Source organism: Bradyrhizobium sp. USDA 4506 (genome assembly GCF_054058795.1).
On sequence record NZ_JBSSBM010000002.1, the window covers coordinates 2,246,430 to 2,260,333 of the forward strand.

Genomic DNA, 13,904 nt, shown 5'->3' on the forward strand with positions numbered 1-13,904 from the left:
GCCTCAGAACGAGAAGGTGAGACGGTCGGTGGCGTGGTGCAGCAAGGTCGCGACGCAGGCGATCAGGATCACCGCGAACAGGCCGATCGCGACGGGCCGCGGGCCACGCCAGGCCACCAGCATGGCGATGGTGATGGCGAGAAATAATGCCGTGAATTCCATTCCCAGCCTCCCGGTGCGAGCCGGCCGCAGTCTATGACAGATTCGTGTGCGCTCGCGACGCCACGAATGGGCATTGTCGCTTGCGCGCGGCTCCGCCAAGATGGCATCACCAGTTGAGTTCATCCCAGCCGGGGCACCTCATGACCACAGCCGCGATCAAGCCCGTTGCCCATCCCCGTCATCAGCCCTGGTACAAGATCCTCTACGTCCAGGTGCTGATCGCGATCGTGGCAGGTGTCCTGATCGGATATTTCTATCCGAATCTCGGCAAGGAATTGAAGCCGCTGGGCGACGGCTTCATCGCGCTGATCAAGATGATGATCGCGCCGGTCATCTTCTGCACCGTGGTGCACGGCATCTCCTCGATGGGCGACCTCAAGCGCGTCGGCCGGGTCGGGTTGAAGACCCTGATCTATTTCGAGGCGGTGTCGACGGTGGCGCTTGCGGTCGGTCTTCTGGTCGGCGAGCTGCTGCAGCCCGGCCACGGCTTCAACATCGATCCTTCCACGATCGATCCGAAATCGGTCTCCAATTACGTCACGCAGGCCAAAGAGCAGGGCATCGTTGCCCATCTGATGGCGATCATTCCGGACAGCTATCTCGGCGCGGTCGCGCGTGGCGACCTGTTGCAGGTGCTGCTGATCTCGATTCTCTCGGGCTTCGCCATCGCTCTCATGGGCAACGTCGGCGAGCCGATTGCGTCCGCGATCGACACGGCCGCCAAGATGTTCTTCGGCATCATCCGGATCATCGTCCGCGTCGCGCCGCTCGGCGCATTCGGCGCGATGGCCTTTACGGTCGGCGCCTACGGCCTCGGCTCGCTGTTGAATCTGGCGGCGCTGATCGCGACCTTCTATCTCACCAGCATCCTGTTCGTGCTGATCGTGCTGGGCGCCATCGCACGGCTCGCCGGCTTCTCGATCATCCGCTTCATCGCCTATATCAAGGACGAGCTCCTGATCGTGCTCGGCACATCGTCGTCGGAGACGGTGCTGCCGCAGATGATCCAGAAGATGGAGCATCTCGGCGCCTCGCGCTCGGTGGTCGGCCTCGTGGTGCCGACCGGCTACAGCTTCAATCTCGACGGCACCAACATCTACATGACGCTGGCGACGCTGTTCCTGGCGCAGGCCACCAACACGCATCTGACGATCTGGCAGGAGCTCGGCATTTTGGGCATCGCCATGATCACCTCGAAGGGCGCGTCCGGCGTCACCGGCGCCGGCTTCATCACGCTCGCCGCAACGCTGTCGATCGTGCCCGATATTCCGATCCAGTCGATCGCGATCCTGGTCGGCATCGACAAGTTCATGAGCGAGTGCCGCGCGCTCACCAACCTGATCGGCAACGGCGTCGCCTGCGTCGTGATCAGCCTGTCGGAAGGCGAGCTCGACAAGCAAGCGCTGCACGAGACGATGGCGCATCCGCTCGAGCTCGGCGAGGCGCTCGAGCCGGGCGGCTCAGGCTAGAGCACTATGAAGTGATGGGGCCGTCGCAGGGGCGCTGCCAAAAGATCGAAAACAACCCCATGCAACGCTGCCGGTGGCAGCCGGCGTTCGACCAAGCAACTTGACACGTCGGGCAACTCAGGGATATTCTTCTAATATTCCGAAATTGCGCAGGCGTCCGCTCGTCCCACGGCTTTCGCATATGGCATTTGCGGGCTTCTGCAACCGACGCTTCCACGTCGCAGGCGGGAGAGGGAACGCGCCTTGTTCGCGGCCGCAGCCCAGGTCGTGAACTCGTAAGGTGGAAGCGCCCGCACGGTAGGATGACAACTATGCGCCAAGCCTTGAGTGTATGATGCGTCGTCGATCGTCCGTTGCGCCGCTGGCTTGCCTCTGCGAGTTCGTTCATCCAGCCCAATCCAGGAATGCTTAACTATGCTCACCGTCTATGGCGAAGGTCGTGGCTTCCGTGTTGTCTGGCTGCTCGAGGAATTGGGATTGGCTTATCGGCTGCGCCCGGTCGATCTGCTCGCAGCCGGCGGGGTTGATCGCGATTTCCTCGCCATCAATCCCGCCGGCTTCATTCCCGTACTGCAGGACGGCGAGACGATCATGGTCGAATCGATCGCGATTCTTGAGTACCTGCTCGCCCGCCACGGCTCAGGTTCGCTTGCCGTCGCCCCTGACGATCCCGCCTTCGCGTCCTATCTGCAATTTCTCCATCTGGGCGAGGCCGGGCTCGCCGGGCCGATGAACGCCGTCATTGTCGGTCGCCAACTGGCGCCCGAAGCCGAGCGAGATGCCCGGGTTACTTGTTGGGCATTCGAGACCTTCGAGAGCCGGCTGGGGTTGGTTATCCGCCGCCTCGCGGATTGCCCCTATCTCGCCGGCGACCGATTCACCGCTGCCGATATCTCGGTGAGCTACGCCCTCCTGCTCGGCATGCGAACCGGCAATTACGTCCCCGGTCCTACCGAGCGGGACTATCTCGCCCGCACGACGGCACGCCCTGCCTACGTCCGAGCGATGGAGAGCTGCCAGGCCACCAAGGCTTGGGCGGCGAGATCACCGGGATTGTAATGCTCGCTTCAATCCGGCTGTGGCTTCGCGCTTACAAGTCTACTGCCTGGGCCGTGTACTGATAAGCGGCTGGCGCCTGATCCCCGCTTAACCCCCACAGCGGCGGAAAAGCGGTCATCTCGCGAGATCGCCGAAGGCCCACAAGCAGAAGTGCCGCCTACTTCCCTCGATATCGAAGAGCGTCAACCAGCAGCGAGAATGCCGGTGAAGATTGACGACGGCTAGGGTAGTACAGGTGGTATCCGGAAAATGGAGGACACCAATCCGACAGCACCCGAACGAGCCGTCCGTCGGAGACGTAGGGCTGCACGTTACGCTCCATCAGGTATGCGAGGCCAAAGCCGTTCAACGCCGCTTGCAAGAGCGGTCCTGCGCCATTGAAAACGAGCTGGCCGTCGACCCGCACGTTGAGCGCGCGGCCGTCCTTCTCGAATTCCCAAGCGTAGAGCCCGCCATGGGTCGGCAAGCGCAGGTTCAGGCAGTTGTGGCTGGTCAGATCCTGGGGCGTGCGCGGCCTCTTTCGGTTGGCAAAATATGACGGAGCGCCCACGACCGCGGACCGCAAATCCGGTCCGACTCGAACGGCAATCATGTCTTTCGCGACCAGTTCGCCGGGCCGGATGCCAGCGTCGTATCGCTGCGCAACGATGTTCGCGAGGCCGTAGTCGACAATGACTTCGACGCTGATGTCCGGGTAATTCGGCAGGATCTTCGCCAGGGCGGGCAGCAGGATCGCTTCGGCGGCGTGTTCGGTCGCCGTGATCCGGATGTTGCCGGCCGGTTTCTCCCGCAGCTCGCCAAGGGCCGACAGCTCGGCGTCCATTTCCTCAAATTTCGGCCCGATGCTCCGGAGCAGGCGCTCTCCCGCCGGGGTCGGTGCAACGCTTCGCGTGGTGCGGTTGAGGAGCCTCACCCCGAGCCGTTCCTCCAGACCGCGGACGGTCTGGCTGAGAGCGGATTGCGAAATGCCGAGCTTGGCTCCCGCGCCTGTGAAGCTGCGTTCCCTCGCGACCGCCAGAAATGCGAGGAGGTCGCCTGCGTTCTCGCGGTCCATTCATAAGCTCCACTAATGATTCCAATCAGGTTCTATCACCTAATCTTTAACGTCCGAAAGACCTAGGTTCAGCCTGGTCGGCGCGACGCGCGGCGGCAGGGAGCGCCATTCGATGGCACTCGTCACGAGAGCGGGCGTGCCCGGTGTCCTGGCCGAGGGGCATTCGAGGCGGAGGCGCTGAAACCGGCATGACAACCGAACGGATCGAATGATCCTGCAAGATGAAATGAGGAGCTGAATGAACCCCGTCTATGATTTCAAAGGACAGGTGGCCCTGGTCACCGGTGCCGCCAAGGGCATGGGACTGGCAACGGCGCGGATGTTCGCCGAGAGCGGCGCCTCCGTCGTGCTGGCCGACCTGGACGGCGATCTCGCCGCGAAGGAGGCGGAGCGGATCATCCGAGACGGCGGCACCGCAATCGGCTTGGCCTGCGACGTCGCCGACGAGGCGCAGGTGGCGGCGATGGTCGATCGCGCGGTCGCAGAATACGGACGGCTCGACATGGCGTTCAACAACGCGGGCATCCAAGTGCCGCCGTCGGACGCCGCCGAGGAGCCGATCGAGCATTTCGAGCGCGTCACCGCGGTAAACCAGCGCGGGGTCTGGACCTGCATGAAGCATCAGCTGCGCGTGATGCGCGATCAAGGGAGCGGCGCGATCGTCAATTGCTCTTCTTTGGGCGGTCTCGTCGGCCTCCCGCAACGCGCAGCCTATCACGGCACCAAACACGCCGTGCTCGGAATGACCAAGAGCGCGGGTGTCGAATATGCCCCGCGCGGTATCCGCATCAACGCGGTCTGCCCCGGCACAATCGATACGCCGATGGTCGCCGACATGCTCAAAGGCCAGGCCGACGCGATGGCCGAAATCATGAAGCAGCAGCCAATCGGCCGCCTCGGCCGGGCCGAGGAGGTCGCAGCCGCCGTGTTGTGGCTATGCAGTCCGGCCGCGAGTTTTGTCATCGGCGTGGGCCTGCCGGTCGACGGCGGCTTCACCGCGCACTGAGGACCATACCGTGGGGTATGCCGATCTTAGGCATTTTGCGCGGATTCAGCCGGGCGGGGTCACGTTCAACAAGAAGGAGTTCCTAATGAGAGCCCTCGCGACGGTCGCCATTACGCTTTGCCTGGTGGCACAGACCTCTGCCCGGACGGCGGCGACCAGGATGGAAGGAACCAAGGTCATGCCTACGTCAGAAGACATTCGCGCCGTCGCGCCCGTCCTCGAAAAATATGCCAAAGGCGTCGTGCTCGGCGATCTGTGGAAGCGCCCGGGACTGTCGGCGCGCGACAGGAGCATCGTTACCGTCGCCGCTCTGATCGCGCGCGATCAGACGGTCGAACTGCCGTACTATCTCAATGTCGCGCTCGACAGCGGCGTGAAGCCCGCCGAGATCTCGGAGATCATCACGCATCTTGCATTCTATACCGGCTGGGCCAACGCCATCGACGCCGTTCCGGCAACAAAGGACGTGTTCAAGAGTCGCAATATCGGAGCCGATCAACTGCCGCCGGCTTCCGGACCACAACTTCCCCTGGATGAGGCGGCGGAGTCGCAGCGTGCCACGCGCGTCGGGCAGCAATTCGGACAGATCACGCCCAGCCTCGTGCAGTACACGACCGATGTGCTGTTCCGAGACCTCTGGCTGAGGCCGGGACTCGCGCCGCGGGACAGGAGCCTGGTCACCGTCAGCGCCTTGGTCGCGACCGGCCAGGTCGCCCAGGTCACCTATCATTTGAACCGGGCGATGGACAACGGGTTGACAAAGGAGGCGGCCGGAGAGGTCGTCGGCCATCTTGCTTTCTATGCGGGTTGGCCCAACGCGTTCTCGGCCGCAGCGGTGGTCAAGGAAGTCATCGAGAAAAGGCCCCGCTAGCAGTGACGTATTCACGTCGACAAGTCGTCGTCGCCACCGCGGCGTTTGCTGCATTCGCCGCGACGAGCGCCACCGCGGAAACCTCGAACGTGCAGCGAAGGAGTTCGGATATGGATATCGACATCAAACGAAACGGCTCTCGTCCCGCTGCCCAGGGGTCTGCGGACTGGTTCACCGGATCGGTCCGCATCGATCCTCTGTTCCAAGCTCCGGATCCCGCACGCGTCGGCGCCGGCCAAGTCACGTTCGAGCCCGGCGCCCGGACCGCCTGGCACACGCATCCGCTCGGGCAAACGCTGATCATCACGGCGGGGCTCGGCTGGGTGCAGCGCGAGGGCGGGCCCGTCAAGGAGGTCCGTCCAGGCGACGTCGTGTGGTTTCCGCCCGGGCTGAAGCACTGGCACGGCGCTTCGCCTACCACCGCAATGACGCATATCGCCATCCAGGAATCAGTGAATGGCAAGAACGTGGATTGGATGGAGAAGGTCTCCGATGAGCAGTATCGAAGGTGAGTTGAGGGCTCAGCGCAAAGACGAAATGATCGACGCCTCCGCCGATGTGGCGCGGACGCCCTGGCGTCGCTCCCGAAGGCACACTGTGGACGGACTCTGAGAGGATGCGAAGCTTTGTCCTCACCCACCGTTGTCGTCGCCCGGCCGGGCGATGACGCCGCGGGGTGTGGCATCTTGAATTGCGACTCATCCTCACCGTCGTCCCTGCGAAAGCAGGGACCCATAACCACCGATGGTCATCGTCGAGCGATGCCAGAACGACGAGGCCCGTCCACAACATCCGCCGCGGAATATGGGTCCCTGCTCCGTGCGCAATAGCGCACTCGGCAGGGACGACAAGTGGAGAGAGCCTTGTCCCCTCCACCTGTCATCGCCCGGCACTCGACCGGGCGACCCAGTACGCCGCGGCCTCTCGGCTCAACAATCGGCGCCTCTGGAATACTGGATCACCCGCATGCGCGCGTGACGACACTGAGCAAGCTGAGTAAGCCAATTCCGTCACTCTGAGCAGCGTCGCCTGCTCGACGAGATCCAGCATTTTGAAAGGTCAGCAATGGTAGACAGCTTCGAAGGAAAGGTTGCGCTTGTTACCGGCGCCGCTGGTGGCATTGGTCTGGCGACAGCCAGGGCATTTGGTGTTGCAGGCGCGTCCGTGGTCGTTGCAGACAGCAACACAGCGTTGCTCGAAACTGCCGCTGCGGAACTGCGATCCGCGGGTCATGACGTCCTTGCCATCGGCTGCGATGTAACGGATCGGGGCCAGGTGAACGCAATGATCGAGCAGGCGATCGAGACTTACGGGAAGCTCGATGCAGCTTTCAACAATGCGGGCATAAACTGCGATGCTGCGCCATTGGTTGAAACGGAAGATGCCGAGTTTGACAACATCATCGATGTCAATCTGCGCGGCGTGTGGAACTGCATGAAGGCGGAGCTTCGCCACATGACCGCACAAAGAAGCGGCGCAATCGTCAACTGCTCGTCGATCGGCGGGATGAGGGGCTCCAAAGGGCGCGCCGCCTATTCCGCCAGCAAATTCGGGGTGATAGGTCTCACCCGCGCCTCCGCACTCGATTATGCCGGGAAGGGCATCCGTATCAACGCAGTCTGCCCGGGCATTATCGGCAATACTCCGATGGCGAAGCGGGTTACAAAGAACAACGATCCAGAGATCGTCAAGGCGTTCGTAGCAGCCGAACCGATCGGACGCCTTGGCGAACCTGAAGAAATCGCTGCGGCTGTTCTATGGTTATGCGGCTCGGCGGCAAGCTTTGTGGTCGGCCATGCCTTGGTGGTCGATGGAGGTATTTTGGCCTAACCAGCGGGTGAATGATCGTCGCGTCCTGCGAGCGGCGTCAGTCCGGGACGCCGGCCGCCGTGAGGGTTTCACGATAAGTCGCGGACATCGCTTCCACCGGGAACGGGATCCGCGACAGGAAGCCGGAGATCGTGAACTCCGGGTCGACCTTGAGCAGCTCGCGCGCGATCTGGGCCGCGCGTGCGGTGTCGCCGGTCTTCACCAGCGCCACGATCAGGACGCGCAGCGCCACCGCGAAGCGGCGGTTCTGCGCCAGCGCCTTGTCGGCCCACATCACCGCTTCGGCGAAATTCCGGTCGAGCACCGCGCAGATCGCCAGCGCCGCGGCAGCGAACCAGCCGCGCGGGTCGCGCGGGTTCAGCCGTTGCGCGCGCTCGATCATGGCGCGGCCAGCTTTCTGATTGCCGCGCATCGCCTCGATCCAGCCGCCGAGCACGAGCGCCATCGCCGAGTTCGGATTGATCGCAAGCGACCGCTCGAACAGGTCGCGCGCGGGCTCGATCTCGTCGGCCATGTTCCAGATCGCGAACGCCGCCATCCACAACACCTGCGGGTCACCGGGCGCGAGCTCGACCGCGCGCCAGGCCTGCGCCACCGCGCGCTCCCGGTAGGCGTCGTTCGGCTTCAGCCAGCCCTGGACATGGCGCATCGCATGACAATAGGCGGAGGCCGCCAGCGCGGGCGCATAGGCGGGGTCGAGCGCCAGCGCCTGGTCGAGGCAATCGAGCGCGGCTTCCATGCTCTCGGGCGTGAACTCGTAACGCAGGCTGTAGGCGCGCAGCAGCAGGTCGTAGGCGTCGAGCCTGTCCGGCGGCGCCGCCCGCAGCCGCTCGGCTTCCGCGACGAGCAGGGTCGGCTCGATCGCGCCGACCACGTTCTCGGTGATGCGGTCCTGCAGGTCGAACACGTCGGCGGCCGCGCCGTCGAAGCGGTCGGCCCACAGATGCGCGCCGGAGCTGGCGTCGATCAACTGCCCGGTGATGCGCAACCGATCGCCGCCGCGGCGGACGCTGCCTTCGAGCACATAGCCGACGCCGAGATCGCGGCCGACCTGGCGGATGTCGACCGCCTTGCCTTTGTAGGTGAAGGCGGAGTTGCGCGCGATCACCGTGAGGCGGCTGCAACGCGCGAGCGCGGTGGTGATGTCCTCGGCGATGCCGTCGGCGAAATAATCCTGCTCGGGATCGCCGCTCATATTGGTGAAGGGCAGCACCGCGATCGACGGGCCCTCGCTCGGCCGCGGCGGGCTGGCATTGCCTGCAGCCGGACGATCGTGCGCGGTGTCCTCCCTGACATCGCCGACAAAGCGGAGACCCTTGCGGGGCAGGGTGCGGATCAGCCGCTGCTCCTCGCCATTGTCGCCGATCGCCGTCCGCGCCGCATTGACCCGGCTGCTCAGCGTCGCTTCCGAGACGATCCGGCCGTGCCAGACGGCGGCCAGCACCTCGTCGCGGCTGACCACCCGATCGCGGGCGCGGATCAGGAATTCGAGGAGGTCGAAGACCTGCGGCTCGACGGCCACCAGAGCATCGCCACGGCGCAGTTCCCGGCGTTCGGAATCGAGGGTGAAGTCATTGAAGTAGTAGGTCAAATTGGAAGGTCCGGTGGCCGGCAGCTGAATGCGTGGCGGAACCTAGCACAGGCGGCGTGGAGCCAAAATCACGACGGTCTGAAGGACAAATCCACGTCCTCTGAAAGCGGACGGGGTCGGTCTCTGCAATATTCAATTCCGACACCAGACTTAAGGAGATCGCCATGTCGCAGTCCATCAATCAGCAGCGCCGCCGCTTCCTTGGCATCGCCGGCGGGATCCTTGCCGCCTCCAGGCTCGGCTTCATCGGTTCGGCTCAGGCCCAGTCCAAACCGGCGCTGCCTGCGATAAAGGCTGGCGCCCACACCTCGATCGGTCCCGTCAAGCAGATCAATGCCGGCGTGCTTGATACAGGTTATGTCGAGATGGGTCCTGCGTCCGGTCCCGCGGTGATCCTGCTGCACGGCTGGCCCTACGACATCCACAGCTATGCCGACGTCGCGCCGGCGCTGGCCGAGGCCGGCTACCGCGTGATCGTGCCGCATCTGCGCGGCTATGGCACCACGCGCTTCCTCTCGGGCGATACCAAGCGCAGCGGCCAGCCGGTCGCGGTCGCCGCCGACATCATCGCGCTGATGGACGTCCTGAAGATCGAAATGGCCGTGCTCGGCGGCTACGACTGGGGTGCGCGCACCGCCAACATCATGGCGGTGCTCTGGCCCGAGCGCTGCAAGGCGATGGTCTCGGTCAGCGGCTATCTGATCGGCAGCCAGGCGGCCGGCAAGATGCCGCTGCCGCCGAAGGCCGAGCTGCAATGGTGGTACCAGTTCTACTTCGCGACCGAGCGCGGCCGCGAGGGCTATGCCAAGAACCGGCACGACTTCAACAAGCTGATCTGGCAGCTTGCCTCGCCGCAGTGGAAGTTCGACGACGCCACCTACGACCGCAGCGCAGCCGCGTTCGAGAACCCCGATCACGTCGAGATCGTGATCCACAATTACCGCTGGCGGTTAGGTCTCGCGGAGGGCGAGGCGAAGTACGATGCCTTCGAGAAGACGCTGGCGCAGGCGCCTGCCATCGCGATCCCGACCATCACGATGGAGGGCGATGCCAACGGCGCGCCGCATCCGGAGCCCGCGGCCTATGCCAAGAAGTTCTCCGGCCATTACGAGCATCGGCTCCTGACCGGCGGCATCGGCCACAATCTGCCGCAGGAAGCGCCGCAGGCCTTCGTCCAGGCCATCATCGACGTCAGCAAGGTCTGAGACGGAGCGGATCGAGGATCATGAGACAGGTTTTGAAATGGGCAGCTGCCGCGATCGCGGCAGCCTGCATCAGCGCGTCATTGCCGTTTGCCGTCGGACATGCCGATGACGCCGCACTGGCATCGCCGATCTTCGGCGTGAAAATCCCCGACGGCTATCGCGACTGGAAGCTGATCGCGGTCGGCGAGGAGACCGGGCTCGACGAACTGCGCAGCGTGCTCGGCAACGCCACCGCCGTGAAGGCCTATCAGGACGGCGCCGCGCGTTTCCCCGACGGCACCGTGCTGGTCAAGCTGGCCTGGAAGCGCAAGCCGGTTGCAGGCCTCAACGGCGCCTTCATCACGGGGCCGGCGACCACGGTCCAGGTCATGGTCAAGGACGCGGCCAAATATGCATCGACCGGCGGCTGGGGCTTTGGCCGCTTCATCGACGGCAAGCCGGTCGATGCCGCCCAGCACGAGACGTGTTTTGCCTGCCACGAGGCGCACGCCAGCGATCACGATTTCGTCTTCACGTGCTACGCGCACTGAACGCCGGCAATATCGGTGTGGAGACCTGATGGCTCCGATCTGGCGCCGGGATTGCCGCGAGGCTAATTTCCCCGCCGCAATCGCATGCGGGGAACGGCTTTGACCATCACCATCTACGGCATCAAGAACTGCGACACCATGAAGAAGGCGCGGGCCTGGCTCGACGATCACGGCGTCGCCTACGACTTCCACGACTACAAGACCGCCGGGATCGCCAAGGACAAGCTCAAGCAGTGGAGCGACGAGGTCGGCTGGGAGACGCTGCTCAATCGCGCCGGCACGACCTTCAAGAAGCTGCCCGATGCCGACAAGGAAGGGTTGAACGAGCGCAAGGCGCTGGCGCTGATGGCCGAGCAACCCTCGATGATCAAGCGTCCGGTGCTCGATCTCGGGGGCAAGCGCGTGGTCGGCTTCAAGCCGGACATCTACGCCAAGGAAGTGCCGGCGAAGGCGCGCAAGAAGGGCTAAGGCGCTTCCAGCGATGTCGTGACCGCTTCGCGTGACGCGACGCGTCTAGATCAGCTCGACCGAATCCTGGCTTGCCGGACGATCTGCCGGCACGAACCTGCGGTCGATCACCGCCCGCTCCGTGACCACCGGGGCCGACTTCGCCTTCACGCCCATCAGGTTGTGCAGCCGGAAGCGGCCGTCGATGCTGATCGCCTTGTAGGAGCCGATGATGTGCTCGACGCTGTCGCCGCGTCCGAACGGCAGCAGCAGCCGCTCATAGGACACGTCCTTGCCGTCGGCGTCCGTGACCTCCGCAACCGTATAGGTCGGACGCTTGCGCGCGAGGCAAGCACGATAGGACAGGATCACGCCGGCATAGCGCTCGGGTCCGATCGCATCGTCAAGAAAGCGGTTGGTGCGCAGCGGCGGCTCGATGTGCTCGTTGCCATAGGCCGTCGTCAGCCTCGCGCCTTCCTGCGTAATCAGGAAACGTGCCGCCTCGCCACTGCCGACCACGTCAAAGCCCATCATGTCGGCGCGCTCGTCGGCGGTGCCCTCGGTGTGGAAGTCGCACAGCAGGGGAAGCGCGTCCGGCATGCGCAGCGCGCGCAGCCAGGCGTTCAGCAGCACACGCTGCGTGATCGATTTGACCACCGATGGATCGGCACTTCTGAATTGCATCGGCTAGCCGAATTCAGGCACATCCCCGGACGGGATGCGGCCAGGGACAAGTTCATCGATCTGCGGGATGGTTTGGCTGCGGGCATAAAGTCGCAGCCACGTGCCGAGGAAATCACGTTGCGGGATCGATTTGACGACTGAAGGATTGGCGCGCTCGAAATGCAAGGCTCTAGCCGTTCATCATGCAATGGCCGGAGCTTCGGCGAGAGGCGCAAATATTCTATGAAAGCGGGAGTCCGGAGCAAAACACCGTTAACGACCGCTTTCCCGAGGCGCAAAGCGCGCCGAAATGCCATTCGACTAAGGATCAACCGGAACCGGTCACGCGGATGCCGCAGTGCACAGCTTTCCACCTTGCGTAACCGCCGCAGATGACGGCATATTCCGGCCCGGAGGCGACGGGCCCCGGACGGTTTCCAAGACGGATCGGACGCCTGTCGGACACGAAAAAAGCTGGCCACGCGGGCGAGGGGCTTCGCAGCGATGGCGTATGGGGGAATCTATTTGGCCGATGAGTTCATCCTCGAAACCAGCGGATTGACCAAGGAATTCGCGGGTTTCTTCGCCGTTCGCGACGTCGCGTTGAAAGTGCGTCGGGGCAGTATCCATGCGTTGATCGGGCCGAACGGCGCCGGCAAGACGACCTGTTTCAATCTGCTGACCAAATTCCTGAAGCCGTCGGCAGGCCAGATTCGCTACAAGGGCCACGACATCACCGCGATGCCGCCGGCCGACGTGGCGCGCCTCGGGCTGGTCCGCTCGTTTCAGATTTCGGCGGTATTTCCGCATTTGACGGCGCTCGAGAACGTTCGCGTGGCGCTGCAGCGGCAGCACGGTTCGTCGTTCGATTTCTGGCGTTCGAAAAGCGTGCTCGACCGCTTCAATCCGCGCGCCCACGAGCTGCTGAACGACGTCGGCTTGAGCGAATTCGCCAATACGCCGGCGGTCGAGATGCCGTACGGCCGCAAGCGCGCACTTGAAATTGCAACGACGCTCGCGCTCGACCCCGAGATGATGCTGCTCGACGAGCCGATGGCCGGCATGGGCCACGAGGACATCGACAAGATCGCGGCGCTGATCAAGCGGATCTCCGCGAAATACACCATCCTGATGGTCGAACATAACCTCTCGGTGGTGGCCAACCTCTCCGACATCATCACCGTGCTGACGCGCGGGCAGGTGCTGGCGGAGGGCAACTACGCCGACCTCTCCAAGGACGAGCGCGTGAAGGAAGCCTATCTGGGAGCGGGTCATGGCTGAGGCAAAACTGGCGGAGAAGCCCGTCGCTGCGGCCGGCGCCGACGTGCTGACGGTCAAGGATCTGCAGGCCTGGTACGGCGAATCCCACATCCTTCACGGCATCAATTTCAACGTGAAGGCCGGCGAGGTGGTGACGCTGCTCGGCCGCAACGGCGCCGGCAAGACCACCACGTTGAAGTCGGTGATGGGCGTCATCAACAAGCGCTCCGGCTCGATCCGCTTCGACAATCAGGAAATCATCCGCGCTACCTCGGACAAGATCGCGCGGCTCGGCATCGCATTCTGTCCCGAGGAGCGCGGCATTTTCGCCAGCCTCGACGTGCGCGAGAACCTGCTGCTGCCGCCGGTGGTGCGGCCGGGCGGCCTGCCGCTCGACCAGATCTTCACGCTGTTTCCCAACCTGAAGGAGCGCCTCACCAGCCAGGGCACCAAGCTCTCGGGCGGCGAGCAGCAGATGCTGGCGATTGCGCGCATCCTGCGCACCGGCGCGCGCTTCCTGATGCTGGACGAGCCGACCGAAGGGTTGGCGCCGGTCATCATCCAGCAGATCGGGCACACCATTGCGCGCCTGAAGTCGCAGGGCTTCACGATCCTGTTGGTCGAACAGAATTTCCGTTTCGCCTCGACCGTTGCGGACCGCTACTACATTGTCGAGCACGGCAAGGTGATCGACGGCTTCGCGAATTCCGAGCTGTCGGCCAACATGGACAAGCTCCATACCTATCTCGGCGTCTGA

The 13,904-nt window shown here is 63.9% G+C and carries 16 protein-coding genes; 11 read left to right on the forward strand and 5 right to left on the reverse strand.

Annotated elements, in window-relative coordinates:
* Positions 1 to 3: 3 nt before the first annotated feature.
* On the reverse strand, positions 4 to 162 hold the full coding sequence (locus ACVIHF_RS12605; RefSeq protein WP_456780686.1) for a DUF5993 family protein: 159 nt from the start codon (positions 160 to 162) through the stop codon (positions 4 to 6).
* A 140-nt stretch (positions 163 to 302) separates the two neighbouring features.
* Between ACVIHF_RS12605 and ACVIHF_RS12610 the strand changes: the two genes are divergently transcribed.
* Positions 303 to 1,631 carry a dicarboxylate/amino acid:cation symporter gene (locus ACVIHF_RS12610; protein WP_456780685.1) on the forward strand — a complete coding sequence of 443 codons (1,329 nt, stop codon included), beginning with the start codon at positions 303 to 305 and terminating at the stop codon, positions 1,629 to 1,631.
* A gap of 414 nt (positions 1,632 to 2,045) precedes the next feature.
* Positions 2,046 to 2,690, forward strand: a complete 645-nt coding sequence (locus ACVIHF_RS12615) for a glutathione S-transferase family protein (protein ID WP_253608954.1) — start codon at positions 2,046 to 2,048, stop codon at positions 2,688 to 2,690.
* A 157-nt stretch (positions 2,691 to 2,847) separates the two neighbouring features.
* Here the strand turns inward: ACVIHF_RS12615 and ACVIHF_RS12620 are convergent, their stop codons facing one another.
* Positions 2,848 to 3,744, reverse strand: a complete 897-nt coding sequence (locus ACVIHF_RS12620) for a LysR family transcriptional regulator (protein WP_253608953.1) — start codon at positions 3,742 to 3,744, stop codon at positions 2,848 to 2,850.
* A 238-nt stretch (positions 3,745 to 3,982) separates the two neighbouring features.
* On the opposite strand from ACVIHF_RS12620, the gene ACVIHF_RS12625 reads away from it, so the two are divergent.
* The 4 genes from ACVIHF_RS12625 (at position 3,983) to ACVIHF_RS12640 (ending at position 7,451) form a co-directional block, all read left to right on the forward strand.
* A complete protein-coding gene (locus ACVIHF_RS12625; RefSeq protein ID WP_253608952.1) occupies positions 3,983 to 4,750 on the forward strand; it encodes an SDR family NAD(P)-dependent oxidoreductase in 768 nt (255 codons plus the stop codon).
* Between the two features lie 85 nt (positions 4,751 to 4,835).
* Entirely contained in the window at positions 4,836 to 5,621 is a 786-nt protein-coding gene (locus ACVIHF_RS12630) for a carboxymuconolactone decarboxylase family protein (protein ID WP_253610028.1), read from the forward strand.
* 116 nt (positions 5,622 to 5,737) lie between these two features.
* Complete coding sequence (locus ACVIHF_RS12635; RefSeq protein WP_253610027.1) at positions 5,738 to 6,133, forward strand: (R)-mandelonitrile lyase; 396 nt, start codon at positions 5,738 to 5,740, stop codon at positions 6,131 to 6,133.
* A gap of 553 nt (positions 6,134 to 6,686) precedes the next feature.
* Positions 6,687 to 7,451, forward strand: a complete 765-nt coding sequence (locus ACVIHF_RS12640) for an SDR family NAD(P)-dependent oxidoreductase (RefSeq protein WP_253608951.1) — start codon at positions 6,687 to 6,689, stop codon at positions 7,449 to 7,451.
* A gap of 37 nt (positions 7,452 to 7,488) precedes the next feature.
* Here ACVIHF_RS12640 and ACVIHF_RS12645 read toward each other — a convergent pair whose 3' ends face one another.
* Entirely contained in the window at positions 7,489 to 9,042 is a 1,554-nt protein-coding gene (locus ACVIHF_RS12645) for a winged helix-turn-helix domain-containing tetratricopeptide repeat protein (RefSeq protein WP_253608950.1), read from the reverse strand.
* 164 nt (positions 9,043 to 9,206) lie between these two features.
* On the opposite strand from ACVIHF_RS12645, the gene ACVIHF_RS12650 reads away from it, so the two are divergent.
* The 3 genes from ACVIHF_RS12650 to ACVIHF_RS12660 all read left to right on the forward strand — a co-directional run bounded on the left by ACVIHF_RS12650 (position 9,207) and on the right by ACVIHF_RS12660 (position 11,245).
* On the forward strand, positions 9,207 to 10,247 hold the full coding sequence (locus tag ACVIHF_RS12650; RefSeq protein WP_456780684.1) for an alpha/beta fold hydrolase: 1,041 nt from the start codon (positions 9,207 to 9,209) through the stop codon (positions 10,245 to 10,247).
* Between the two features lie 20 nt (positions 10,248 to 10,267).
* On the forward strand, positions 10,268 to 10,777 hold the full coding sequence (locus ACVIHF_RS12655; protein WP_456780683.1) for a cytochrome P460 family protein: 510 nt from the start codon (positions 10,268 to 10,270) through the stop codon (positions 10,775 to 10,777).
* 99 nt (positions 10,778 to 10,876) lie between these two features.
* A complete protein-coding gene (locus tag ACVIHF_RS12660) occupies positions 10,877 to 11,245 on the forward strand; it encodes an ArsC family reductase (RefSeq protein ID WP_085967190.1) in 369 nt (122 codons plus the stop codon).
* Between the two features lie 45 nt (positions 11,246 to 11,290).
* On the opposite strand, the gene ACVIHF_RS12665 is transcribed toward ACVIHF_RS12660, so the two are convergent.
* Together ACVIHF_RS12665 and ACVIHF_RS12670 are read right to left on the reverse strand one after the other, a co-directional pair.
* Positions 11,291 to 11,908 carry a hypothetical protein gene (locus ACVIHF_RS12665; RefSeq protein WP_253608947.1) on the reverse strand — a complete coding sequence of 206 codons (618 nt, stop codon included), beginning with the start codon at positions 11,906 to 11,908 and terminating at the stop codon, positions 11,291 to 11,293.
* Positions 11,909 to 11,911: 3 nt separating this feature from the next.
* On the reverse strand, positions 11,912 to 12,073 hold the full coding sequence (locus ACVIHF_RS12670) for a hypothetical protein (protein ID WP_225159108.1): 162 nt from the start codon (positions 12,071 to 12,073) through the stop codon (positions 11,912 to 11,914).
* 339 nt (positions 12,074 to 12,412) lie between these two features.
* Here ACVIHF_RS12670 and ACVIHF_RS12675 point away from each other — a divergent pair, with 339 nt between their 5' ends.
* Positions 12,413 to 13,168 (forward strand): ABC transporter ATP-binding protein, encoded by a 756-nt coding sequence (locus ACVIHF_RS12675; RefSeq protein WP_016839877.1) that lies wholly within the window; start codon positions 12,413 to 12,415, stop codon positions 13,166 to 13,168.
* The gene (locus ACVIHF_RS12680) at positions 13,161 to 13,904 is read left to right on the forward strand and encodes an ABC transporter ATP-binding protein (RefSeq protein ID WP_076831885.1); all 744 of its coding nucleotides are present in this window, start codon (positions 13,161 to 13,163) and stop codon (positions 13,902 to 13,904) included. The genes ACVIHF_RS12675 and ACVIHF_RS12680 overlap by 8 nt, the downstream gene beginning before the upstream one ends.